The sequence below is a fragment of the Enterobacter sp. WPR_3_1 genome, assembly GCF_003635055.1.
Classification (GTDB): domain Bacteria; phylum Pseudomonadota; class Gammaproteobacteria; order Enterobacterales; family Enterobacteriaceae; genus Enterobacter; species Enterobacter ludwigii.
The window spans coordinates 81,581-104,471 of sequence record NZ_RBXU01000014.1 but is presented as its reverse complement, the minus strand read 5'-3'; the positions used below and the strand labels follow the sequence as shown (position 1 = coordinate 104,471).

Sequence of the window (22,891 nt, the reverse complement as noted above, 5' to 3'; positions counted from 1 at the left end):
GCTCACGTTTTCTCTGAGTAGCCGCGGCAGAGCGCCCACAGCTCGGTGTATTTGTTGAAAGTATACTGGGCATTCACCACCGCCAGTAACCACCCCTGTTTACCGTCCAGCACGCCGCCTCGCAGCAACAGCGTTTTCAGAAATGCCCCCAGCGTGTGGGTGAAAATACCGGTCAGCGTGGCCTTCTTGCCGCGCAGGTGGCGCTCCTGTGCCCATGCGGTGGCATAGTTAAGCTGTTTGCGCTGGAAGCTGGCGAAATCCCGGCAGGTCAGATGCAGCAGATCGCCCGTCAGAGGAATGACGGGGGCACTGTCGCATGCCAGGGATTCATGGACCAGATTATCGTTGTACTGATATCGCTCACGCTCGTAGAGGCGCATTACGCGGTCTGGATACCAGCCGCTGTGGCGCATAAAACGGCCAAGGAAATAGTTGCGACGTGCAATGCTGTATACCGCGCCAGGCTGAGGTGCTGCCAGCACCGCCTGAATGGCCTGGCGGAGCTCAGGTGTGATGCGCTCGTCAGTGTCCAGCATCAGCACGTAATTGCCAGTAGCATAGCGCTGCGCGCGCTGTCGCTGGATGCCGTAGCCTTGCCAGTCGGTATCGATAAAAACCTTTGCACCCGCGGCACGGGCGACATCCACCGTGTTGTCCTCGCTGCCGGAGTCGAGAAGGACAATTTCGTCAGCCCAGGCGACGGAGGCCAGGCAGTCCGGAAGCAGGTCGGCGGCGTTTTTGGCGATCATCACGACCGACAGACGCGTTGACATTAGTGGCTCCGCTGAGGCAGATAAGGTTGCAGAAGTTGCAGCAGACGAGTGAGTGCGCCCTGGTTCTGATGCAGCACTTCGACAGCATGGCGACCATACCAGAGGCGGTAGTCTTCGTCGGTCAGAAGGGTTGAGACCTCTTTGACCACCGAGTCCGCGTCGGTCACGGTAATTAACCCATCGGCTTGCTGCAATTTAGCGCAGATATCTTTGAAGTTAAACGTGTGTGGACCCATCAGCACCGGAATGGCGTGTGCGGCCGGCTCAAGCGGATTATGGCCGCCGCGCTCCACAAGGCTGCCGCCGACAAAAGCCAGATCGGCAATGCCGTAAAGCAGCATCAGCTCGCCCATTGTATCGCCAATCACCACCTGAGTGCTGCCGGAGGGGATCTCACCGCTGCTGCGCAGGGTAAAGCTGAAGCCGCCTTTCTGCACCATCTCACGCGCATCTTTAAAACGTTCGGGGTGACGGGGGACCAGAATCAGCAGCAAATCGGGGAATTTTTCCAGCAGCTTACGATGGGCCTGCAGGATAATGGCTTCTTCGCCGTCATGGGTACTGGTTGCAATCCACACCTGGCGACGCGGTGCCCACTGGCGACGTAGCGTAATCGCACGGGCGGCGAGTTCAGGCGTGACGGAGATATCGAACTTCAGGCTACCCGTCACCGCAAGCTGGTTGCGCTTCAGGCCCAGAGCGAGAAAGCGCGCCGCGTCTTCTTCATTCTGTGCGGCAATCAGCGTAATTCGGCTGAGCAGGCGGCGCATAAATTTACCTAGCTTGCCGTAACCTTTCGCCGAGCGCTCTGAAAGGCGCGCGTTGGCAATCACCAGCGGAATTTTACGGGCATGCAGGGCGGAAATCATATTTGGCCACAGCTCGGTTTCCATGACGATCACCAGTTTCGGGCGAACGGTATTCAGGAAGCGATTCATGGCGCAAGGCAGGTCGTAAGGCAAATAGACGTGTTGAACGTCTTTACCGAACGCCGATAATGCGCGTTCAGACCCCGTCGGCGTCATGGTCGTGACCGTGATCGGCAGTGACGGATAGCGGTGACGAAGGGCGCGAACCAGCGGGATCGCCGCCAGCGTTTCGCCCACAGAAACGGAATGCAGCAAAATACCGTCCGGCACGACTTTATTGCGGCAGTAACCATAGCGTTCAGCCCAGCGTTTACGATACGCAGGCGCTTTACGGCTACGAAGCAACAGTCGCAGCCACACCAGTGGCTGGATGATGTAGAGCAGGGCGGTATACAACAATTCCAAGCGATTATCCGTTTTTTAGTTTCGGCGGGGAAATTCTAAGCATTTAAGCCGGGTAAAGCTATCTCTTATGCCAGATACCGTTTTAAACGGAAGTAGCGTCGGCCCAGGCGCCAGCGCAAACGGGGGCTTTTGGCACTTTTCCAGATAAGCCTCCAGATACCCGTGTCGAAGAACTCTTTTATTATCATCGATTTCTTCTGTACATCCTTCATATTGTCGAAGGTATGAATGATCCCAAGCCCCTCTTTGGCGATTTGCCAGTGGCAGGCGGGGATATCTTTCACTTTTTCCGGGTAACGCTGGTTGATGGCATCCAGCATCTGCAGAATTTTCATGTAATGGCGCGCCGAGCGAATCAGCGTGTCATCATTGTCCGGCATATGAGAAACCGATGCGGAGTGAATGTAATAGTCGTAAAAACGTTCACTGGTGTATTGCACGCGGTCAGCTGCGAGCAAGACTTCGGTAGTCCACGGGATATCCTGATGGCGCAGGCCGGGCTCAAAACGAAAACCGTTCTGACGAATAAAGTCGTGGCGATAGATATTCAGCCAGGTCACATGCAGAAACTTGCGTGAGTCGAGCGCTTTTTTTAACCAGGCCGCACCGGTCATGACGCCTGTCGAGGCCAGCTTGTCTTCCGGGAAAATCGGCCGTGAAGGCTTCTTATTGTTTTCCCAGACGTAGTTTCCGTTGCAGGTGGCGACATCCAGATTCTGCGTGACGGCCATATCAAGCAAGCGCTGATACATGCCGGGCTTAAAGACATCATCAATATCCGGGAAAGAGAGATATTGGCCGGTAGCGACGGCCAGACCGGTATTGCGCGCAATGGATACACCCTGATTTTCCTGTTCGATAACCTGCATTTGCGGCAGTTTTTCACGCCAGGTTTCGACTATCTGCATCGAACTGTCCGTGGAGCCATCATTGACGATGATGACTTCCATACTGTCGATCTGTTGATTCGCAAGGCAGGTAAAGAACTGATCCAGGAAAGCTTCGCCGTTATAAACGGCAACCACCACGCTTAATAATGGCGCTGAATTTTGCATAAGAAACCTGATTATTATTGATTGTCTACCAACGCAACATATTGCCGGCAAATAGCATTTATCCCGAACGACGCGATCGTTGCGCTATCAACGACAGGCGGGGAGGTATAGAGATCGGCCAGTGTTTTCGCCAGTGATTCGTCATTCATCTCCGACAGCCCGCGCGCCAGCGTACCCGTGAGGATTTCAGCGGGCCCGCCAGGACAGTTCGTACTGACAGGCGGCGTCTGGCAGATGATGGATTCTACCAGTACGTTACCAAAACCTTCACAGTCAGAACTTAACACTAAAAGCCGTGCGCCTTTAATCCACGGATAAGGGTTGGACTCGAAGGGGCGGAAAATAACCTTGTCTTCGATCCCGAGTTCTTTCGCTAACTGTTTAAGCTGTTGAATTTTGGTGTCAGAACCGTTGCCCATCATCACCAGCGATGCGTCTATTTTGCTCTGTGCATAGGCACGCAGAAGGCGGTCGTGGCGTTTATGTTCATGAAAACGACCCACGTGAATAATGTAATCCTGCCCCTGCATCTCAAAAGGTGCATCCGCCAGACGCTGGATTTCAGGAATATCAAAGGGATTATGGATAACCGCTTTGCGACGAAGGTCGATGGACAGCGTCTCTGAGAGATCTTTCAGCACGGCGGCGGAGACGGCGACAACGTTTCGGTTTTCGTAGGTATGACGAATTTTGTAATGCTTAAACCAGCGTGAAAGGCCGTGGCGATGACGCAGGTAGGAGAATGAGAACATGCCATGCACGCAGAACCAGACCTTATCGCGATCCAGCGCACGACTGTGCGCCACGATACGATCGGTTTTATGCAGATGCGAGAATATGACGTCGAACTTCCCGCTGCGCTCAGCCTGCTCAATGGCATTGTCCAGCAGTTGCGCCCGGCGCGGGATCTCGGTGAGCTTTCTCCAGGGTTTTTTACACGTATCCTGAATGACCTGATAATCAATGCCTGCCGGGATGGCGTAGTCGCACACCTTTCGCAGGGAGAAAAGGGAGACCTGATGCCCCATTTCTATCAATCCGCTGGAGAGGGTGAGAACCGTTTTTTCGGCTCCTCCACCGGGCAAACCATCAATAATCATTAGGATGCGCATTTTTAATCCAGTAATTTTTGATAAAGCGAAATAAGCTGACTTGATAATTTTTCTGGGGTCGCTTCTTTTACGCGCTCACGCGCTGCCCGCCCCATATCGTTATTCTTATCCAAAGATGGAAGGGTCATGACTGCCTCCTTCAATCTGCTGATATCAAGTGCATCACAGTAAAAGCCATTCTGACCTTGCTCAATAAACTCTGCACCACCGCAACTCACTGAAGTAATGACGGGCAAACCGCAGGCCATCGCTTCAAGAATGACGTTTGGAAAAGGATCATACAGCGTTGGCAGCAGTAATCCATCGGATACCTGGTAAAATGGCAGTGTCTCTTTTTGCATCCCCAGGAAGCGAATTTGCCCCTCACAGCCCAATGAACGGGCGAGGTCACGGTAACGACTTTCTGCTTTATCCTGTCCAACCACAATCAGCCACGCGGGTGTGCCCGCAATAGCGCGGATAGCGCTGGCCAGTCCCTTACGTTCAAAACCTGACCCGACGAAACACAACACCACGGCATCGACAGGCAATCCGAGCTGCTGACGCAGTGCAGCGCGCTGTCCTTCGGTTGCCGGAACGAAGCGGCTGGAATCAATTGAATTATAAATCACATGTATCTTTTTTGCGTCAATATCAAAGTCTTCGATGATTTCGCGTTTGATCATCTCCGCATTGCAGATAACGGCTTTCAATTCAGGAGCCTGATACATTTCACGTTCGGCGTGCATGACGTAGCGATGGTAGCGATCGTGCATCAGAAGTTGTGCACGCCAGGCAGGCAGAATGCGCGCACGCTGCAGCAGCCAACGCCGGTGCACGCCATCCCCTGCGCGGTAAATATCGCAGCCAGGAATACGCTCGTGGCTCTGCACAATGTCAAACTGCTGCTGTTCCCACAGCGCACGCGCGGCATGTGCAAACCCGCGTTCGCGACTGATTCGGCCCCATTTACGTGGGTCGCAAATATGGATATGCCAGTCGTCCTGCTTCTCCCCCTGCCACTCACGCGTGATGACGTTGAGCTCCAGGTTTTGGTTGCTCAGTGCGGTAAGTGCGCGGGAAACGAAGCGTTCCGCCCCGCCATCAGGACGGTATTTTTGGCGAACAATCGCCAGACGATGGTGTTTCATTACAGGTATCTCCTGGCGGCGGAGACCACGACATCAACGGGAATGGCGTCGAGATAGCGTTCAGTTGTTTTGGTATCAATGGCGTCCGGGTCGGGAAGTGGGCCAAAATCGCCAGCCCAGATGACTTCACCGTTGACCTGCCATGGCGACCAGAACACCCGTTTTGACGGGCCGAAGAGAGCAATGCACGGCGTCTGAAGCGCGGCGGCCATGTGCATCGGAACGGAATCGACGCCAATAAAGAGGCGTGCATGATCGATAAGTGATGCCAGCTGGCGCAACGTGAGTTGACCGGCCAGAGAGACTACGCCCGTTTTTGGCGCCGCGGCGAGAATGCGGTCTATCATCGCCAGCTCTTTTTTATCCGGGCCTGCGGTGAGAACCACAGTGTGGCCATCCTGCTGGAGTGCCGAGATGGTTTGCGCCATCTTGCCTTCGTCCCAGCATTTAAAGAACCAGCGTGACGTTGGCTGGATCACCACGTAGTTATCAGCCACACCCTGTTGCGTCAGTAGCTGGCGCGCACGATCCCAGTCCTCTGCGCGGTAGGCCATAGTGACGTCTGGCTGAGCCGGGACGGGCAACGGTGAAAGAATAGAAAGATTTTGTTCAACGGTATGGAGAGACGGGTGATTGGCGACGGAAACCAAATCGGTATGGCAAAAACGCCAGAACGCGTTTTTTCGCTTGTTAAACGCGAACCCGAGGCGTACTGGCGCGCCGGTGAAACGGGTGACAATGGCGCTGCGCCACTGATCGGCAAGGTTAATCACCAGATGATAACGCTGCGCTCTTAAGGCACAGAGTAACTGCCACTCTTTTTGCAGATGTTTCAGGGTGCCGAGCTGCTTCCATTTACGATCTATACCGTAGATGGTGCCGATCGCCGGATGCGCGGCGAGCATATCGCGTGTCTCTTCATAAAGAAGAACATCGATTTGCGCCGTTGGCCATTTTTGACGTAACGAATTAATGACCGGAGTTGTGAGTAACATGTCGCCATGATGTCGAAGTTTGATAAGTAAAATACGTAAATCAGGCGTGTCGAGTAGGTTAATCATCATCATCTTATCAGCGGTATACTGTCAGCAATTCTAATAGACCTGATGGCGACTTGCACTCTTTCTCCATAATGTCAGGAATTTCCCTGGAAGGGTTTACTCCTCCTTCGCAGAGTGCGTAACATAGCCCTCACTCTTACGTCTTACGGACTCATTATGAAAAAACCAGCGTTTATCATCACCATTGATACAGAAGGCGATAATCTCTGGCAAAACCACCGTGTTATCAAAACGGAAAACGCACGCTACCTGGCACGATTTCAGGCGCTATGCGAGCGTTTTGGTTTTAAGCCGGTCTGGCTGACCAACTATGAGATGGCGATCGAACCGGTTTTCATTGAGTTCGCAAAAGATGTGATTGCCCGCGGCCAGGGCGAGGTTGGCATGCATCTTCATGCGTGGAACAGCCCACCTGAACATGACCTCACCGGTGATGACTGGCGCTGGCAGCCTTATCTGATTGAGTTTTCAGATGAAATTATGCGCGAGAAAGTGCTTTTTATGACGCACTTGCTGGAAGAGACCTTCCAGACCAAAATGCTGAGCCACCGTGCCGGGCGTTGGGCGTTTGATCGTCGCTACGCAAACTTGCTGATAGAGCTGGGTTATCAGGTTGACTGTTCCGTCACCCCACGGGTGAACTGGCGAAATGCAAAAGGGGCGCCGCAGGGTCACGGAGGAACGAATTATCAGCATTTCCCTGACCATGCCTACTTTATCGATACAGAGGATATTTCCCGCCCGGGAAATAGCCCTCTGCTCGAAGTGCCGATGAGTATTCAGTATAAACACCCGGCCTGGCTGAACACCGTTAAACAGGGCTACGATCGGCTGCGTGGGAAATATCGTTCCCCGTCAGTTAACTGGCTGCGTCCGTCAGGTGGAAACGCGTCTGAGATGATTAAGGTCGCACAACAGTGCTTGTCGCAGGGCAATGATTATGTGGAGTTTATGCTCCATTCTTCAGAATTTATGCCCGGCGGAAGTCCTACGTTCAAAGATGATGCGGCCATTGAAGGGTTGTACCTGGATTTGGAACAGTTGTTTACATGGCTGTCGGACAAGACGGTGGGGATGACGCTGGCGGAGTTTTATCGGAGTAAAAGAAGCGCCGGTTAACCGGCGCCTAAAGATTATCTCTGAACGGTTTTTTTCACGGGTGTACTAAATATGATGGCTAACGGTATCCAGAATAACACCCAGTATTCTCGAGGATTACTGATAACGAACATCCCCTGAGTGGAATAAAATACGAGCGCGAAAATCAGTACCGCAACCTCGGCTTTGTGGTCTACAGCAAGGTGTCTCAGGCATTGCCTGAATGCGTAGGCAATCATCGCTAAAAACAGCGTTAGCCCTACGATTCCGCCCTTAAGAAAGGCACCGAAGTAGAGGCTGTGTGTAGTCGTCACATGCTGTTCATAACCATTAATGAATGACAGATCTTTATTAAATCCCCAGCCAAAAACTAATCTTTCTTTTGTTACTTCAAAAGCATGCTGCCAGATGCCAAAACGAACGGAGCCAGCCTGATTAGAATCTTCAAACCGCTTTATAAGCAGGTCGTAAAAGCCGCTGTAATAAAGTGTAATGCCCAGTATAAGCAGAGTGGCCAGGGACAAGAACACAAACTTCTTGTTCCATTTTGGTTTAATACAGAATACGACAGCTGTTGCTATCATTAACGCCAATAATGGTCCACGGCTTTGCGTCAGTAATAAGCCACTCAACAACAACGGAACCGGAACATAATACCAAAGGCTGCGGGTTTCTCGCACAAGAATCGCACTTAAAATAATCCCCAATGCCATATATCCGCCCAGGTCAATGACGTTGTCGGGTGCATAGGGAAAAGCAAGTCTTAGGCGTCCGATAAGTAGATGTGTTTTATTAACATAGACTAATGTCAGTAAAGTCAGTGTAACAATTCCAAAATAAGCTGAACCAATCAGGTATGTCTTCTTGTTTTCAAGCTCACATTGCCGATACAGGCAGAAGAAAATAAGGATGTAAAATGAATGGGTAAGAGCAGAACTTAAGTGTGATGTCTCGGCCCAAAGGTTCGAGAGGGAAAAATAAAGGACAAACAGAGTTAGCAGCCCAAGTGCTGGAAGAAATTCTTTGTCATGTATAAACCGCTCTCTGGCGCTTTTTACCAGCATTATGGTGATAAGAAAAAGGACCAGGGAAACGTGGAAAAGAATATTTACTTTAGATACCCCACAGAATATCATGCTTAAAAACATAAATGCTACAAAAGGGTAAAATGTAATACGCGGCAGTCTATTTAAATACATCCGTAAAATCCTTTCTGACAAAAACAGAAGAAGGTATAGCACTTTGAGGGGAAAGATTAATCACCTCTTTGTTTGCAGAAGCAAAAATCTTACTTGCAAGAGAGAGTGCAGGAAGAACAATATCCTGTACCTTATCTTCCAGAAACGAAGGCAGCATGGTTTCTGTTTTCTCATAAAATCTCGGTTTAGAAAAGTGTGTCATATCCAGTCCAGCAATATAGATTTTTGAGAAACCCATGTAATTTAAGATCTGCAATGCCCAGTAAACCACTGTACCGGCATCAACGACACCCTGACAAATATCGAGGCTAAAAGCGCTATTTGGCGTATTTTCAGAAAAAACGATCCCAGGACGATCCTTGAGGGTATTAAAAAGCGCTTCGCGTTTGATTGAGGGTTTATACGTTTTGTAGCAAATATCTTCGATTATGGCTATCTGGCAGTAGATATTTTCGTATGAAAAACGGTCAATAAGCTTAACCACCCCCATAGCCGTTGTAAACAGAAGCAAATTTTTATTGGCCACGATACGCTTTAACAACGCTGTTTGCCGGTCAATAAAAGTCATGTCAACAATAAAGTAAAGGCTAAAATTAAGCTGGTTATGAAGGTGCCATGCCCCATTTACCCCCGTACGAATGACATCTACGGGTAATGTAGAAAAATCTATTTTTTTGACTGAGGGGCCAGTGGCGGTAATTAACACTTCTCCGCTAAATGCATTTTTGAGAGAAGTAAGGGCTGTAAGTTGAACGGGCTGACCACGATAGACAAAATCAGAAATCTCGCCGCTTTCATTTCGCGCAATCTTCACATACGGCCACAAATTTTCATTGTGACGCATGTTTCGTTTATGGGTATAACGGTAAAACTGCTTAGTCAGAGAGCCCATCTTAAGCCTTCTCGATTTCACTATTTTTATGCGCAACAGTAGACAACAAATGACTGATTCTCGCCAAATCTTCGTCTGTTACCTCAAAGAGCTCTTCTTTCGGCTGGCTGAAGTAGTAACGCGTTTCAAAGACGTAAGAGTTTATATTTTCATCCTTCCCAATCAGCAATACCTTGCCAAGCGGACGTTGTTCATAATGGCAGCAAGGGCCAAACAGCAACACCACCGGGACGCCCACCGCATCGGCAATGTAGATATTCCCTGAATCTGACGCAATATAACAATCCATTTTGGATATCGCCCACGGCAGTTCTTCGAGCGATATTTTTCCAATGAGGTTGATAAAATTGGGAATTTCACCGTAAGCGCGGGTGATGTCATCCATCCACGGCTGTTCGTTCGGTGCGCCAAAAACATAAAACTCGCAGGGCAGGTCGGCAAGATGATCGACAATACGTTTCCAGATAACCGGGGGAACCGTCTTTGCTTTGTTACCGGCAGAAATGCTGATACCAATTCGGATAACCCCGGGTTTATCGAGAATTTGTGGGTAAACCGCAGGCTTGAACAGGGGCTTTGTGGCGTGCTTGGGGGAGTCCTGCCAGGTGAGCGCGCGATCGGCGAGCTTGAGATAGTTAGTGACGGACAGCGTCTTTTTGCCATGCTCAACGGTACCATCAGCCGTGGCATAAAAAATTCCGTGATACCACCTGCGTGTATAAGTGCTTAAAAATTGTTTGTTTTTTGCATTACAGGCTGAAGCGAAAAAGAGATTCACACTGTTGGGCTGCAGCAGATAGACATTGTCGTAGCGATTCATGATCCGGCAGGCGAAGCAGAGCTTACGCCACAGGTTGCGCTTTTGCTGCTCCACAAAAAAGATCTCTTCGATACTGTCGTCATGCTGAGCCAATGCGTTAACGCTGCGGCTGATCAGCACATCGCTTTTTTGCAGATACGCCAGTAGAGGCGTTGCATTGATAAAGTCACCGATTTTGGCTGTCTGAATGACAAGGTTTCTGCCCGTGTCTTTGCGAAACAGCTTCCGGATGAGTTTCACCGGAAAAAGTAAAATCAGCAGAAATACATAACTCATGGGTTAAATATCCCTGTTAGAAAGCCGATGGCTGCCCTGTAAAAACGAAAAAATCGCATCTGCGGTAATGTCTCTCATCTGCTGCGTCGGACTGACCATTTGATGCTGGTTTTTACCGTACCCCCCAATCAGCCCCGGGTCGGTCGGACCGAAAAGGGTGATATTGGGGCGATCCAGCGCTGCGGTTAAATGGCTTAATCCGGTATCCACGGATACGACGGCATTGGCGCCTGCCAGTTGCGCGGCAACCTGAGCCAGCGTGAGTTTAGGTAACACTTCCACATTTGAAAAACCCGCGGCCAAACGCTCTGCGCGTTGCCTTTCGTGTTCTGCGCCCCACGGGAGTTTAATATGGATGCCGGTCGGTTGCATTAGCTCAATGAGTCTTCGCCAGTGTGATTCCGGCCAGTGCTTATCATCGCGCGTTGTGGCATGCAGAAAGACCAGATAGGGCGGTGTGTGCGTCTTCGCATCGCGCAAAAAATGCTGCGCAATAGCGTAATCACCCTGCGTGTCCGGTTTTGCATAGCCGAGGCTTTTCGCAAACAGCTCGCGGGTGCGCTCCACGGCGTGCTGCTGTTTCGCGATATGGTGGCGGCGATTATAGAACAGGCTCGCCAGCGGCTCGCGGGCGGTTTGCCAGTCCATACCGTGCTTTACGCCGTGCGCCAGACGCGTGACCAGCGCGGCGCTTTTGACCAGACCCTGTGCGTCAATGATGGCATCGTAACGCTGCGCTTGCACCGCATCACGGAAGGCTTGACGTTCAGCCTTAATCGGTGCTGAGAACCACGCTTTACGCCAGCGGCGGATAGCAACCGGGATCACGCGGTCTACTGCTTCATGCCAGGTGGGGATCTGTGCGAAGCCCTCCTCCACCACCCAGTCAAAACGAATGCCGGGAATGGCCTGCATGGCGTCGGTGAGCGACGGCAGAGTATGCAGCACATCGCCCATGGAAGAGGTTTTAACGATCAATACCCGCATCCGTTATCCTTCTTCACTCAACAGCAGCTCGTTGAGCTCTTCAAGGACACGCTCGGGCGTGATGTCGATCAGGCTCTGGTGATAGCCTTCAGCCGCATCGCCTTTTCGCACCTTGTGATAACCGCTGATCAGACGTATGACGCGCGCTTTATGAGAAAGCGGTGGCGTAAAGTCAGGGCTGCTGGGGCCATACAGAGCAACCAGCGGCCGGTTGAGCGCAGCGGCGACGTGCATCAGGCCTGAGTCGTTGGTGACGACGGCTTTACAGGCGGCAAGTAAAACTACCGCCTGTTCCAGCTGGGTTTCCCCTGCCAGATTACGGCACCATGCCTGCTGTTCTGTATTCAGCGAAGCCAGAATTTCGTTACCCGCCTCGTGGTCTTTCGCCGAGCCAAACAACACGACCTGATTACCTTCATCGATCAGCTGTTTTGCCAGCTCAGCGTAGTGATAATGCGGCCAGCGTTTTGCCGGGCCGAACTCTGCTCCCGGGCAGAAACCGATCATGGGGCGTTCTGATGAAATTCCAAACGCGTTGCAGGTGTGGGATTTCTCACCGTCGTTGACCTGGAGCTGGGGCCAGAGCAGCGGTTGCGGCAGATCTTTTGCGCTGCGCATCACGCCTTTGTCATAGGCCAGCGCGACGTAGCGCTCGACCATGAGTGGCCAGGCGTCTTTATCAAGCACGCGCGCGTCGTTCAGCAGACCGTAGCGCATTTCTCCACGCCAGCCGGTGCGATGGGGGACGCCCGCAAAGAAGGGTACAAGGGCGGATTTAAAGGAGTTAGGCAGGACATAGGCGCGGTCATAGCGCTTTTCGCGCAGGCTATGGCCGAGCTTGCGACGTTCACCAATTTCCAGCGCGCCGTGGCCGAGCGGCATTGGGATCGCCTCGTTAACTTCCGGCATACGCGATAACAACGGACGGCACCAGGCAGGTGCCATCACATCAATTATCGCCTGGGGATAACGCGCCTTGAGCGTGCGATAGAGACTTTGCGACATCATCATGTCGCCCACCCATGACGGGCCGATCACCAGAATTTTCATACTTACGCGTCGCGGTTCAGCCAGGCCATATATTCCGTTACGCCTTCGGCAACGGTCTTGAACGGTTTGTTGTAACCCGCCGCACGCAGGTTGGTCAAATCCGCCTGCGTGAAGGCCTGGTAACGACCTTTCAGTTTGTCCGGGAACGGAATGTATTCAATGCTGCCTTTTTTGTGGTACGCCAGGGTGGCGTCCGCCACGGCCTGGAAGGATTCCGCACGGCCTGTCCCCAGGTTAAAGATACCGGAGACGCCGTTTTCCCAGAACCACAGGTTCACTGCCGCCACGTCGCCTACGTAGACGAAGTCACGCTTGAAGCCGTCACTGCCTTCAAACAGTTTCGGGCTTTCGCCATTGTTCAGCTGCGTGTTCAGGTGGAACGCGACGCTCGCCATGCTCCCTTTGTGGCCTTCGCGCGGTCCATACACGTTGAAGTAACGGAAACCCACAATCTGGGAATTGGCTTCAGGCAGAACCTGACGCACGTATTCATCGAACAGGAATTTGGAGTAGCCATAGACGTTCAGCGGCTGCTCATATTCGCGGGATTCGATGAAGTCTGACGTACGGCCACCGTAGGTTGCTGCAGAAGAGGCGTACAGGAACGGAATTTCACGCTCCAGGCAGTAATGCAGGATCTCTTTAGAGTACTGATAGTTATTGTCCATCATGTACTTGCCATCCCACTCGGTGGTGGAAGAGCATGCACCTTCGTGGAAGATGGCTTCGATCTCGCCGAACTCTTCACCTGCCATAATCTGGATAAGGAAGTCTTCTTTATCCATATAGTCAGCGATGTTCAGATCCACCAGGTTTACAAACTTGGTGCCGTCTTTCAGGTTGTCCACCACCAGAATGTCGGTGATGCCTTTGTCATTGAGGGCCTTAACAATGTTGCTGCCGATAAAGCCCGCGCCGCCGGTAACGATGATCATAACTGTAACCTTTGAAGTGTGGAGTCCGGGGACAATCCCGGACGCTAATGTTCTTATCATATCATTAGTATGGCTGCCCTTCAGCCATTCACCGACATAGCGCAAGGGTACACGTGATTTATGCTGCAAAAACGAGAAGAGATAATGTGTCATCTCGTCATGGCGGCCAGGGTTGGGTAATATGTGCCAAAATTTGCCGAGTCTGGAGAATTGCAATGCGTGGTGATTTTTACAAACAGTTAAACAGCGACCTCGACACCGCACGTGCGGAAGGGTTGTTCAAAGAAGAGCGTATTATCACGTCTGCTCAGCAGGCGGACATCACCGTTGCCGATGGCAGCCATGTGATCAACTTTTGTGCGAACAACTACTTAGGTCTTGCGAATCACCCTGAGCTGATTGCCGCGGCAAAACAAGGCATGGACACCCACGGTTTCGGTATGGCCTCCGTACGCTTCATCTGCGGTACGCAGGACAGCCATAAGCAGCTTGAGAAAAAGCTGGCGGACTTCCTGGGGATGGAAGATGCGATCCTGTACTCCTCGTGCTTCGACGCCAACGGTGGTCTGTTTGAGACGCTGCTCGGCGCAGAAGATGCCATTATCTCCGACGCCCTGAACCACGCTTCTATCATTGACGGTGTGCGCCTGTGTAAAGCGAAGCGCTTCCGCTACGCCAACAACGACATGGTTGAACTGGAAGCGCGGCTGAAAGAAGCACGTGAAGCAGGTGCCCGCCATGTGCTGATTGCCACAGACGGCGTGTTCTCTATGGATGGCGTGATTGCCAACCTGAAGGGCGTGTGCGACCTGGCAGACAAATACGATGCGCTGGTGATGGTTGATGATTCACACGCCGTCGGTTTTGTTGGTGAGAACGGCCGTGGATCTCACGAATACTGTGACGTAATGGGCCGCGTGGACATTATCACCGGTACGCTGGGTAAAGCGCTCGGCGGCGCGTCAGGGGGTTATACTGCTGCGCGTAAAGAGGTGGTTGAGTGGCTGCGCCAGCGTTCCCGTCCGTACCTGTTCTCCAACTCGCTGGCGCCGGCGATCGTTGCCGCATCCATTAAAGTCCTGGAAATGGTGGAGTCTGGCGCTGAGCTGCGCGACCGTCTGTGGTCAAACGCCCGCCTGTTCCGTGAAAAAATGGGTGCCGCAGGGTTTACGCTCGCCGGTGCCGATCACGCCATTATTCCGGTGATGCTGGGCGATGCGGTTGTGGCGCAGAATTTTGCCCGCGAGCTGCAGAAAGAAGGAATTTACGTTACCGGGTTCTTCTTCCCGGTGGTACCAAAAGGCCAGGCGCGTATCCGCACCCAGATGTCTGCGGCGCATTCGCCTGAACAAATTGAACGTGCGGTGGAAGCCTTTACCCGCATCGGCAAACAGCTGGGCGTAATTGCCTGAGGACGTGTGATGAAAGCGTTATCCAAACTGAAAGCGGAAGAAGGGATTTGGATGACCGACGTGCCGGAGCCGGAAGTCGGTCATAACGATCTGCTGATCAAAATTCGTAAAACCGCCATTTGCGGCACTGACGTTCATATCTATAACTGGGACCAGTGGTCGCAGAAAACCATTCCGGTACCGATGGTCGTGGGCCACGAATATGTCGGCGAAGTGGTGGGCATGGGTCAGGAAGTAAAAGGCTTCAACATTGGCGACCGCGTCTCGGGTGAAGGCCATATTACCTGTGGTCACTGCCGTAACTGCCGCGGTGGACGCACGCACCTGTGCCGTAACACAATCGGCGTGGGCGTGAACCGTCCGGGCTGCTTCGCAGAATACCTGGTGATCCCGGCATTTAACGCGTTCAAAATCCCGGACAACATTTCTGACGATCTGGCCTCTATCTTTGATCCCTTCGGTAACGCGGTACATACGGCGCTCTCTTTCGACCTGGTCGGCGAAGATGTGCTGGTTTCCGGCGCGGGTCCCATCGGGATTATGGCTGCTGCGGTGGCGAAGCACGTTGGTGCCCGCAATGTGGTGATTACCGATGTGAACGAGTATCGCCTGTCGCTGGCGCGCAAAATGGGTGTGACCCGCGCGGTGGATGTCTCTAAAGAGAGCCTGAGCGACGTGATGGAAGAGCTGGGCATGACCGAAGGTTTTGACGTGGGTCTTGAGATGTCCGGCGCACCACCGGCGTTTCGCACCATGCTGGACACCATGAATCACGGCGGACGTATTGCGATGCTGGGCATTCCACCGTCTGATATGTCTATCGACTGGAACAAGGTTATCTTCAAGGGGCTGTTCATCAAAGGTATCTACGGCCGCGAGATGTTCGAAACCTGGTACAAGATGGCGGCACTGATCCAGTCTGGTCTGGACCTGTCTCCGATTATCACCCATCGCTTCTCCATCGATAAGTTCCAGGAAGGCTTTGACGCGATGCGCTCTGGCCAGTCCGGGAAGGTTATCCTGAGCTGGGATTGAGAGTAAAAGTCGGCCGGATTTAAATCCGGCCGGCTTTCATCACAGGTATTTATCTTTTTCTTCTATAACGCATTTGCCATCTAAAATATTCTTGGCTTCAGTGGCAATTAAATTTATGTCGATTTTTCTATCGTATTTATTGAAAATAAGTTGTTTTGCATTTTCGCCTATCGGGCCGAATATTTTATTGCCTTCGTAATTCTTATTATGATCAAGAAGCATTGAGTAATATATAGCTACGAGCTTTTTATCTAAAGCGCAGGCAATATGGACAATAGCGGTATCCACTGAAATGACAAGGTCTGCCTGCTTGATTAGCGCAACGGTGTCCCATAATGACGGGAAAATAGATACGGAAACTGCAGGATCCTGAATGTTTAATTTTTCAATCTTTTTTCTTTCACCAACAATGAAAATATGATTATTTTTTGGTTCTGAAATTTTTGAAATCAGGCTTACTAATTGCTCGCGACTAAGACTTCGCTCATCTACACTGGCAAAGGGGTTGATTACGATCCACTTTTTTCCTTTAAAAGGAAGAAGATACTCATTAATAGTCTCTTCGTGGCTCGGTAAAGCTGGTAAAGAGTAAGATAAGTGTTTTGTGTGAATATTTAATGCAGTAAGCATCTTTTTCTGTGGATCAGTAATGTGAAAGTCTCCCTCCGCTGGCAGTTGTAAATTGTAGGGCTTATTAAGCCAGCCACCAAAACTCATCGCATATTTATATTGCGTTTTCTGCAGCAGTTGTACACTAAAGAGCTCTTTTCTTTTCATCCATGCATAAGGATTAATGATCAGGTCAGTCTCTATTTGTGAGATGGAGTTTAACTCATTGATATCAATGATAAAAATCTCATCAATATCAACGATTTTTTCAAATAAAGCCCTGTTTCTTTCTTCTGCCGCGATCTGGACAATATACCCAGCCTTTTTCAGTTCTCTCCACATTCCGGTATGACAAACGGCATCACCAATCCCTAAATCTAAAAAAGGAAAGAGGATCCGCTTTACTGAGGAACTATCGAAAGGTTTGCCTCTTTTATCGGGAATGTTTTTAGATAATTTATAGAGTTTAAGCCGACGTTTTAATTCATGAGTCTTATGATTTCGTTGACGATTAAGTGCTTTAAAATAAAGGATGATTTTTTTCATTTGTTTGACAAACCACATTTTAAACATTCTGCTAACAGTATAAGCATAATGATAAGTAATGTGAACATCTATTTTAATGAGGAATTAATTTTTTGTTTAATAATTTCAATGGGTTAGAATGCTTGGCGCGCTGTGCAGGTCACTCTCTACTGGTCAAACAGTACTTTTTAGTGCCTGGATAAAGGCAAAAGTATGTTTACAGGCCTACTTTAAGGAATGAAGAGTATGGAATGGATGTCACAAAAGACGATTTTATTTATTATTTGCTGATTGTTTCGATATTCACTTAAATACACTTTCCCTGCTACAATTGTGTAGGTCATTTTCGAAAAGAGTAAGGGAATGTTCAAGTTAACTGTTTGTTTACTCACCTGCAATTCAGCCAGGGTTCTTAACCATGTTCTGCCTCCTCTTCTTAAAATTGCAGATGAAATGATTGTTGTTGATTCCGGAAGTAAAGATAACACGCTATCCATTTGTGAAAGTTATAATTTAAGCCCTATCTATAGACAATATACGATGCATGGGGACCAAATGAACTATGCGGTGAGTCTTGCATCTCATGATTGGGTGTTATGCATGGATAGCGATGAAATCCTGGATGACCTGACTGTATCCTTTATTCTGAATCTGAAGAGTGGGGCTGAGCCTCCACCAGATCATGCCTGGCGTATTGCTCGACACTGGTACGTACTCGGAAAAGAAGTTCGTACTATCTATCCAGTATCGTCGCCAGATTTCCCTGTACGACTTTTTAATCGCACCTGTGCAAGATTTAATCTCCGACCAGTAGATGACAAGGTGGAAGGTGAACTTAATGCTTTCATCATGGCTGGGCAAGTACGCCATGATACCTTTTATGACCTGAATGAAGTGTTTAATAAGCTCAATAGCTATACAACAAGGTTGGTCAAATATCAGAAGATCCGCCCTTCAATTGGACGAGGCCTAATTAGTGCCATTGGGGCGTTTTTTAAATGGTATCTTTTCAGTGGTGCCTGGCGGCAGGGGAAAGTGGGCGTCGTGACGGGACTCTATGCAACGCTATACAGTTTTCTCAAATATTTCAAAGCCTGGTATCAGTTTGAGGATAAAAAATAGCCCGCATGCAGGAAGTATATGGGCACTCATCTCGTTGCCATGCTCTGCCCGCCTGCGTTGGCGGGCCAATTATGCTTTTTTACCCCAGCCTTGCCATTGATGCTGCATATATTTCACTAAGGAACTCTGGCTGATACTTTCCCCTATCACGGTAAAGAATCGAGTAGCATATACAGGCTCTGGTGACTGCTTAGGCTTGCAAATTTTTACACCCCTGAATGGATTGCGCGGCTGCGTTACCGGTGGCTGTGCACTGCCAGGACGCGACGTATCAACCTGTGGCTCATTCAGCAGATCGCCAGGACGAACCAGCGTAATATCAGACGGCAATGTCGGCAGCATCTGCTGCAGAACGCGAACGGTAGACGGGTGCGGATGGCCGATAGCAATAGCCGAGCCATTGCGTCGGGCTAACTGTACGGCGCGATTGAACTGTCCGCGGATATCCGCGTCGTTCTGGGTGTCATCGAGGAACACCTTGCGCTTTATTACCTTCACGCCTGTACCCTGCGCGGCACGCATCGCCTGGCTGTTGCCGATGGTCATGCTGTCGAGGAAATAGAGGTTATAGCGCTCCAGCGACTGCATCACTTTGAGCATCCCGTACAGGCTGGAGGTCATCGCGCTGCCCATGTGGTTGTTCAGCCCGACGGCGTACGGCACTTTATTGTAAGCATCGCGAATGATGCGATCGATCTCATCGCTGCTCATATCAGGGCGCAAAGTATCTTTTTCCAGCGGCTGCTTGCTGAGCGGTGCCATCGGCAGATGGATGAGAACCTGATGACCGCTGTTATGCGCTTTGATCGCCATTTCACGCGCGTGCGGCGCATTCGGGAGGACGGCGACAGAGATGGCGGCCGGCATCGCCAGTACCTGATTCTCGGTGTGCGGACGATAACCGAAGTCATCAATCACTATCGCGAGTTTGCCAGCGTAGACCGGTGCTGCCAGCGCCAGTGCACTGGCGAAGGAGAGAACAATTCGACGAAATTGAAGCAAAACTTATCTTCCCAACCACGGCTGTGGATTGACCGCCTGACCCTGGCGACGAATTTCGAAATAGAGTGACGGGCGGCCCTGACCGCCACTGCTGCCCACGAGGGCGATGGGTTGGCCGGCGCGCACCTGAGTACCAACGCTGACCAGTGCGCTCTGGTTGTAGCCGTAAAGGCTCATATCGCCTTTACCGTGTTCCACCACTACCACAAGCCCGTAACCCTGCAGCCAGTCGGCCAGAATCACACGGCCATCGGCGATGGCTTTTACTTCGCTACCTTCAGACGCACCGATAACTATCCCTTTCCAACGTAGTTCACCCTGCAGCTGTTCGCCATAGCGATGCAGAATTGTACCGCGCACGGGCCAGTAAGCCTGACCACGAGGGGAGCCTAAACCGCCGGTACGTGACATCAGGGAGCGTTCGCTTTCGCTTGGCTTGTAGGTCGTACCTTTGCGTGAGGCTTCCTGCTGCTTGTCGCGTACGGCCTGCGCTTCGCGGGCCTCTTTTTCGGCGCGCGCTTTCGCCGCCGCTTCCGCGCGGGCGATACTGTTACGCAGTTTCGATTCGTTGGCGCGCATTTCGCTCAGCTGGCTTTGGCCTTGCTGAATAGAGGACTCGAGACCGGAAAGGGTTTTCTTGCGCTCGTTGCGGGCCTGCTCGAGCTTCGCTTGTTGCGCCTGCTGTTCGTAGAGCAGCGTCTGTTGCTGGCTCTGCTTCTCTTCGAGCTCGGCTTTTTGCGTGGTGACCTCTTCGCGCGTCTGTTTCAGCTGCGCGATAGTCTCCTGACGCGCCTGGTTCAGATAACCAAAGTAGGCCTGCAGACGCTGACCGCGCTGGCTCTCTTCACCGCTGAGGATCAACTGAAGGCCCGTGTGCTCACCCTGGCGGAAAGCAGCATCAAGCTGTGCGGCAAGGTTGCGTTCCTGGGCATCACGCTGGCGTTCCAGTTTGGCAATCGACGCGTTCATTTCGTCGATCTGTTTATTCAACTGGGCGAGGGTGTTTTGCGTTTCACGTAATTTACGTGCGGCAGCGGAGATGGCTTCTTCCTGCTGCTTAAGCTGAGCGAGCAGAGCAGAGCGTTGCTGTTGTTGCTGGCGTACCGCACGCTCTTTCGCGGCGATATCGGCCTGAATGGATTTCAGCTGGTCACGGTCATCCGCGTGGGCGGATGCGGCGCACAGCAATACGCCAGCGCTGAGTGCGCTGGCGCAAAGCAGAGGTCTGACTGATAACCTAAGCGGCTTCACGACCCATGTGATTGAAAAAATCGCCTTTCCCCTCATGGGGAGCGATTATTCCACGATGAACAGCGGCTTACCAGTCATCTCTTCAGGGATCTCCATGCCCATCAGCGACAACATGGTTGGCGCGATGTCGGAAAGCTTGCCGCCTTCCACTGCTTTCAGTGATTTATCACCCACATATATCAGCGGAACAGGCAGGTTGGTGTGAGCGGTGTGCGCCTGGCCGGTTGCCGGGTCGCGCATCTGTTCTGCGTTACCGTGGTCAGCGGTGATGAGCAGCTGGCCACCAACGGATTCAACCGCTTTCGCGACCTGGTCAACACAGTGATCCAGCGCTTCAACCGCTTTTACGGCGGCTTCCATCACGCCGGTATGACCCACCATGTCACCGTTCGGGTAGTTACAGATGATGGTGTCGTATTTGCCGCTTTCGATTGCCGCAACCAGTTTTTCAGTCAGCTCGGCAGAGCTCATTTCTGGCTGCAGATCGTAGGTAGCCACTTTGGGTGAGTTAATCAGAATACGATCTTCGCCTTTGAACGGCTCTTCAACACCGCCGTTAAAGAAGAAGGTGACGTGGGCATATTTCTCGGTTTCGGAGATACGCAGCTGTGTCTTGCCGTTCTTCGCCATCCACTCGCCGAAGGTATTGGCCAGTGAAGCGGGTGGATAAGCGCATGGGGCATTGATGTCAGCGGCGTATTCGGTCAGCTGAATAAAGTCGATCTTCACCACTTTCTTACGGGTGAAACCGTCGAAATCACTGTTCACGAACGCACGGGTGATTTCACGCGCGCGGTCAGCACGGAAGTTCATGAAGATCAGCGCATCGCCGTCTTCCATGGCGGCATCAGCCTGGCCTTCAGCACGAATGACGGTTGCTTTCACGAATTCATCGTTTTCATCACGCGCGTAAGCGGCTTCCAGACCTTCCACCGCGGTCGCGAACTGGAATTCACCTTTTGCCAGCGTCATCAGGTCATAGGCCTGTTCAACGCGATCCCAACGGTTGTCGCGGTCCATTGCGTAGTAGCGCCCGATGATGGAGGCCACACGTCCTTTGCCAAGCGCGGCGAATTTGTTTTCGAAGGAGGCCAGTGAACCTCTTGCGCTGCGTGGTGGCGTATCACGACCGTCCAGGAAAGCGTGCAGATAGATTTTTTCTGCGCCGCGCTCAGCCGCCAATTCAACCATCGCCATGATGTGATCTTCGTGGCTGTGTACGCCACCGGCGGAGAGCAGACCCATGATATGAACTGCTTTACCGGCCGCCACGGCTCTGTCCACCGCGCCGCAAAGTACTGGGTTGTTGAAGAAGGTACGTTCTTTGATTTCAACGTCCAGACGCGTCAGGTCCTGATACACGATACGACCTGCACCCAGGTTTACGTGGCCAACTTCGGAGTTGCCCATCTGACGATCTGGCAGACCCACTTCCAGCCCGGACGCATCAATCAGGGTGTGGGGACGTTTTGCCCACAGCGCGTCCATCACCGGCGTTTTGGCGTTGAAAATGGCGTTATCCTGTTGATCTTCACGGTAGCCATAGCCATCCAGAATCACCAGTACCATAGGTTTTTTAGAAACCGACATTGCGACAACCTCATGCTCAAGAGTCAAAATTTGCGTAATTTTACTACAGCTGAATCGATCAAATAGCCGCAGAAGATCAAAGAAAGCGCAGGGGCAAGGTGCTTAGCGGACGCTTTTGAGGCAATTTTTTAGGTGGCAGGCCTCAGAAAATGGATTAGGTTATGGTCGCTGGCTGTATTTGCCACAACGCACAGGTATACTCCTGTCCTGGTTTTTTTAATCACTAAGTCGGAGTAGTTACCCTCCATGCAAGAAATTATGCAATTCGTTAGCCGCCATCCGGTTCTGAGCATCGCGTGGATTGGCCTGCTGGCTGCTGTGCTGTTCACCACATTTAAAGGCCTGACGTCTAAGATTAAGGTTATCACCCGTGGTGAAGCGACGCGTCTGATTAACAAAGAAGATGCCGTCGTGGTCGATCTGCGTCAGCGTGACGATTTCCGTAAAGGTCACATTGCTGGTGCTATCAACCTGTTACCTGCTGAAATCAAAGCAAACAACGTTGGTGAGCTTGAGAAACATAAAGCCCAGCCGATTATCGTTGTTGACGCGACCGGTATGCAGGCGCAGGAATCTGCCAGCGCGCTGCATAAAGCAGGCTTCGAAAACGTAACGGTTCTGAAAGAAGGTATTTCCGGCTGGAGCGGGGAAAATCTTCCTTTGGTTCGCGGTAAATAAGGAGT

At 51.4% G+C, this 22,891-nt stretch carries 21 protein-coding genes; 5 read left to right on the top strand and 16 right to left on the bottom strand.

Going from position 1 to position 22,891, the window contains the following annotated elements:
- Nucleotides 1-2: 2 nt before the first annotated feature.
- From BJ887_RS20110 to rfaQ, 6 genes are all read right to left on the bottom strand, one after another.
- Nucleotides 3-773 carry a glycosyltransferase family 2 protein gene (locus BJ887_RS20110; RefSeq protein WP_025206462.1) on the bottom strand — a complete coding sequence of 257 codons (771 nt, stop codon included), beginning with the start codon at nt 771-773 and terminating at the stop codon, nt 3-5.
- Entirely contained in the window at nt 773-2,047 is a 1,275-nt protein-coding gene (waaA, locus tag BJ887_RS20105) for a lipid IV(A) 3-deoxy-D-manno-octulosonic acid transferase (protein WP_014168058.1), read from the bottom strand. Before waaA ends, BJ887_RS20110 begins: the two co-directional genes overlap by 1 nt.
- 65 nt (nt 2,048-2,112) lie before the next feature.
- A complete protein-coding gene (locus BJ887_RS20100; RefSeq protein ID WP_020882686.1) occupies nt 2,113-3,102 on the bottom strand; it encodes a glycosyltransferase in 990 nt (329 codons plus the stop codon).
- Between the two features lie 14 nt (nt 3,103-3,116).
- Nucleotides 3,117-4,214: a glycosyltransferase gene (locus tag BJ887_RS20095; protein ID WP_121340338.1), complete on the bottom strand. Its 1,098-nt coding sequence runs from the start codon at nt 4,212-4,214 to the stop codon at nt 3,117-3,119.
- A 2-nt stretch (nt 4,215-4,216) separates the two neighbouring features.
- Nucleotides 4,217-5,344: a glycosyltransferase family 4 protein gene (locus BJ887_RS20090; RefSeq protein ID WP_020882684.1), complete on the bottom strand. Its 1,128-nt coding sequence runs from the start codon at nt 5,342-5,344 to the stop codon at nt 4,217-4,219.
- Complete coding sequence (gene rfaQ, locus BJ887_RS20085) at nt 5,344-6,411, bottom strand: putative lipopolysaccharide heptosyltransferase III (RefSeq protein ID WP_080127464.1); 1,068 nt, start codon at nt 6,409-6,411, stop codon at nt 5,344-5,346. Before rfaQ ends, BJ887_RS20090 begins: the two co-directional genes overlap by 1 nt.
- Nucleotides 6,412-6,561: 150 nt before the next feature.
- On the opposite strand from rfaQ, the gene BJ887_RS20080 reads away from it, so the two are divergent.
- The gene (locus BJ887_RS20080; RefSeq protein WP_121340337.1) at nt 6,562-7,524 is read left to right on the top strand and encodes a polysaccharide deacetylase family protein; all 963 of its coding nucleotides are present in this window, start codon (nt 6,562-6,564) and stop codon (nt 7,522-7,524) included.
- Nucleotides 7,525-7,538: 14 nt separating this feature from the next.
- Here BJ887_RS20080 and BJ887_RS20075 read toward each other — a convergent pair whose 3' ends face one another.
- Genes BJ887_RS20075 through rfaD form a run of 6 tightly spaced genes read right to left on the bottom strand, consistent with a single transcriptional unit; the run spans nt 7,539 to nt 13,662 of the window.
- Nucleotides 7,539-8,702 (bottom strand): O-antigen ligase, encoded by a 1,164-nt coding sequence (locus BJ887_RS20075; RefSeq protein WP_121340336.1) that lies wholly within the window; start codon nt 8,700-8,702, stop codon nt 7,539-7,541.
- Nucleotides 8,689-9,594, bottom strand: a complete 906-nt coding sequence (locus BJ887_RS20070; protein WP_050737639.1) for a sugar glycosyltransferase — start codon at nt 9,592-9,594, stop codon at nt 8,689-8,691. Before BJ887_RS20070 ends, BJ887_RS20075 begins: the two co-directional genes overlap by 14 nt.
- Before the next feature lies 1 nt (nt 9,595).
- The gene (locus BJ887_RS20065; protein WP_025206455.1) at nt 9,596-10,690 is read right to left on the bottom strand and encodes a glycosyltransferase family 9 protein; all 1,095 of its coding nucleotides are present in this window, start codon (nt 10,688-10,690) and stop codon (nt 9,596-9,598) included.
- A 3-nt stretch (nt 10,691-10,693) separates the two neighbouring features.
- Entirely contained in the window at nt 10,694-11,677 is a 984-nt protein-coding gene (gene rfaC / locus BJ887_RS20060; protein WP_032679328.1) for a lipopolysaccharide heptosyltransferase RfaC, read from the bottom strand.
- A gap of 3 nt (nt 11,678-11,680) precedes the next feature.
- Nucleotides 11,681-12,727 carry an ADP-heptose--LPS heptosyltransferase RfaF gene (gene rfaF, locus BJ887_RS20055; protein WP_020882677.1) on the bottom strand — a complete coding sequence of 349 codons (1,047 nt, stop codon included), beginning with the start codon at nt 12,725-12,727 and terminating at the stop codon, nt 11,681-11,683.
- Nucleotides 12,728-12,729: 2 nt separating this feature from the next.
- Complete coding sequence (gene rfaD / locus BJ887_RS20050; RefSeq protein ID WP_058653899.1) at nt 12,730-13,662, bottom strand: ADP-glyceromanno-heptose 6-epimerase; 933 nt, start codon at nt 13,660-13,662, stop codon at nt 12,730-12,732.
- Between the two features lie 215 nt (nt 13,663-13,877).
- Here rfaD and kbl point away from each other — a divergent pair, with 215 nt between their 5' ends.
- Together kbl and tdh are read left to right on the top strand one after the other, a co-directional pair.
- Nucleotides 13,878-15,074 (top strand): glycine C-acetyltransferase, encoded by a 1,197-nt coding sequence (kbl, locus tag BJ887_RS20045; RefSeq protein ID WP_020882676.1) that lies wholly within the window; start codon nt 13,878-13,880, stop codon nt 15,072-15,074.
- 9 nt (nt 15,075-15,083) lie between these two features.
- Nucleotides 15,084-16,109: an L-threonine 3-dehydrogenase gene (gene tdh, locus BJ887_RS20040; protein WP_121340335.1), complete on the top strand. Its 1,026-nt coding sequence runs from the start codon at nt 15,084-15,086 to the stop codon at nt 16,107-16,109.
- Between the two features lie 39 nt (nt 16,110-16,148).
- On the opposite strand, the gene BJ887_RS20035 is transcribed toward tdh, so the two are convergent.
- A complete protein-coding gene (locus tag BJ887_RS20035; protein WP_223398579.1) occupies nt 16,149-17,282 on the bottom strand; it encodes a glycosyltransferase family 9 protein in 1,134 nt (377 codons plus the stop codon).
- Between the two features lie 324 nt (nt 17,283-17,606).
- On the opposite strand from BJ887_RS20035, the gene BJ887_RS20030 reads away from it, so the two are divergent.
- Nucleotides 17,607-18,365, top strand: coding sequence for a glycosyltransferase family 2 protein (locus tag BJ887_RS20030; protein WP_044866025.1), 759 nt, complete (start codon nt 17,607-17,609; stop codon nt 18,363-18,365).
- A gap of 69 nt (nt 18,366-18,434) precedes the next feature.
- On the opposite strand, the gene BJ887_RS20025 is transcribed toward BJ887_RS20030, so the two are convergent.
- The 3 genes from BJ887_RS20025 to gpmM are packed head-to-tail and all read right to left on the bottom strand — an operon-like array spanning nt 18,435 to nt 22,208.
- A complete protein-coding gene (locus BJ887_RS20025) occupies nt 18,435-19,367 on the bottom strand; it encodes a divergent polysaccharide deacetylase family protein (protein WP_121340334.1) in 933 nt (310 codons plus the stop codon).
- A gap of 3 nt (nt 19,368-19,370) precedes the next feature.
- Nucleotides 19,371-20,630: a murein hydrolase activator EnvC gene (gene envC, locus BJ887_RS20020; protein ID WP_025206449.1), complete on the bottom strand. Its 1,260-nt coding sequence runs from the start codon at nt 20,628-20,630 to the stop codon at nt 19,371-19,373.
- A 33-nt stretch (nt 20,631-20,663) separates the two neighbouring features.
- Nucleotides 20,664-22,208, bottom strand: a complete 1,545-nt coding sequence (gene gpmM, locus BJ887_RS20015; protein WP_121340333.1) for a 2,3-bisphosphoglycerate-independent phosphoglycerate mutase — start codon at nt 22,206-22,208, stop codon at nt 20,664-20,666.
- 246 nt (nt 22,209-22,454) lie between these two features.
- Here gpmM and BJ887_RS20010 point away from each other — a divergent pair, with 246 nt between their 5' ends.
- A complete protein-coding gene (locus BJ887_RS20010) occupies nt 22,455-22,886 on the top strand; it encodes a rhodanese-like domain-containing protein (RefSeq protein ID WP_014168077.1) in 432 nt (143 codons plus the stop codon).
- Nucleotides 22,887-22,891: the final 5 nt, after the last annotated feature.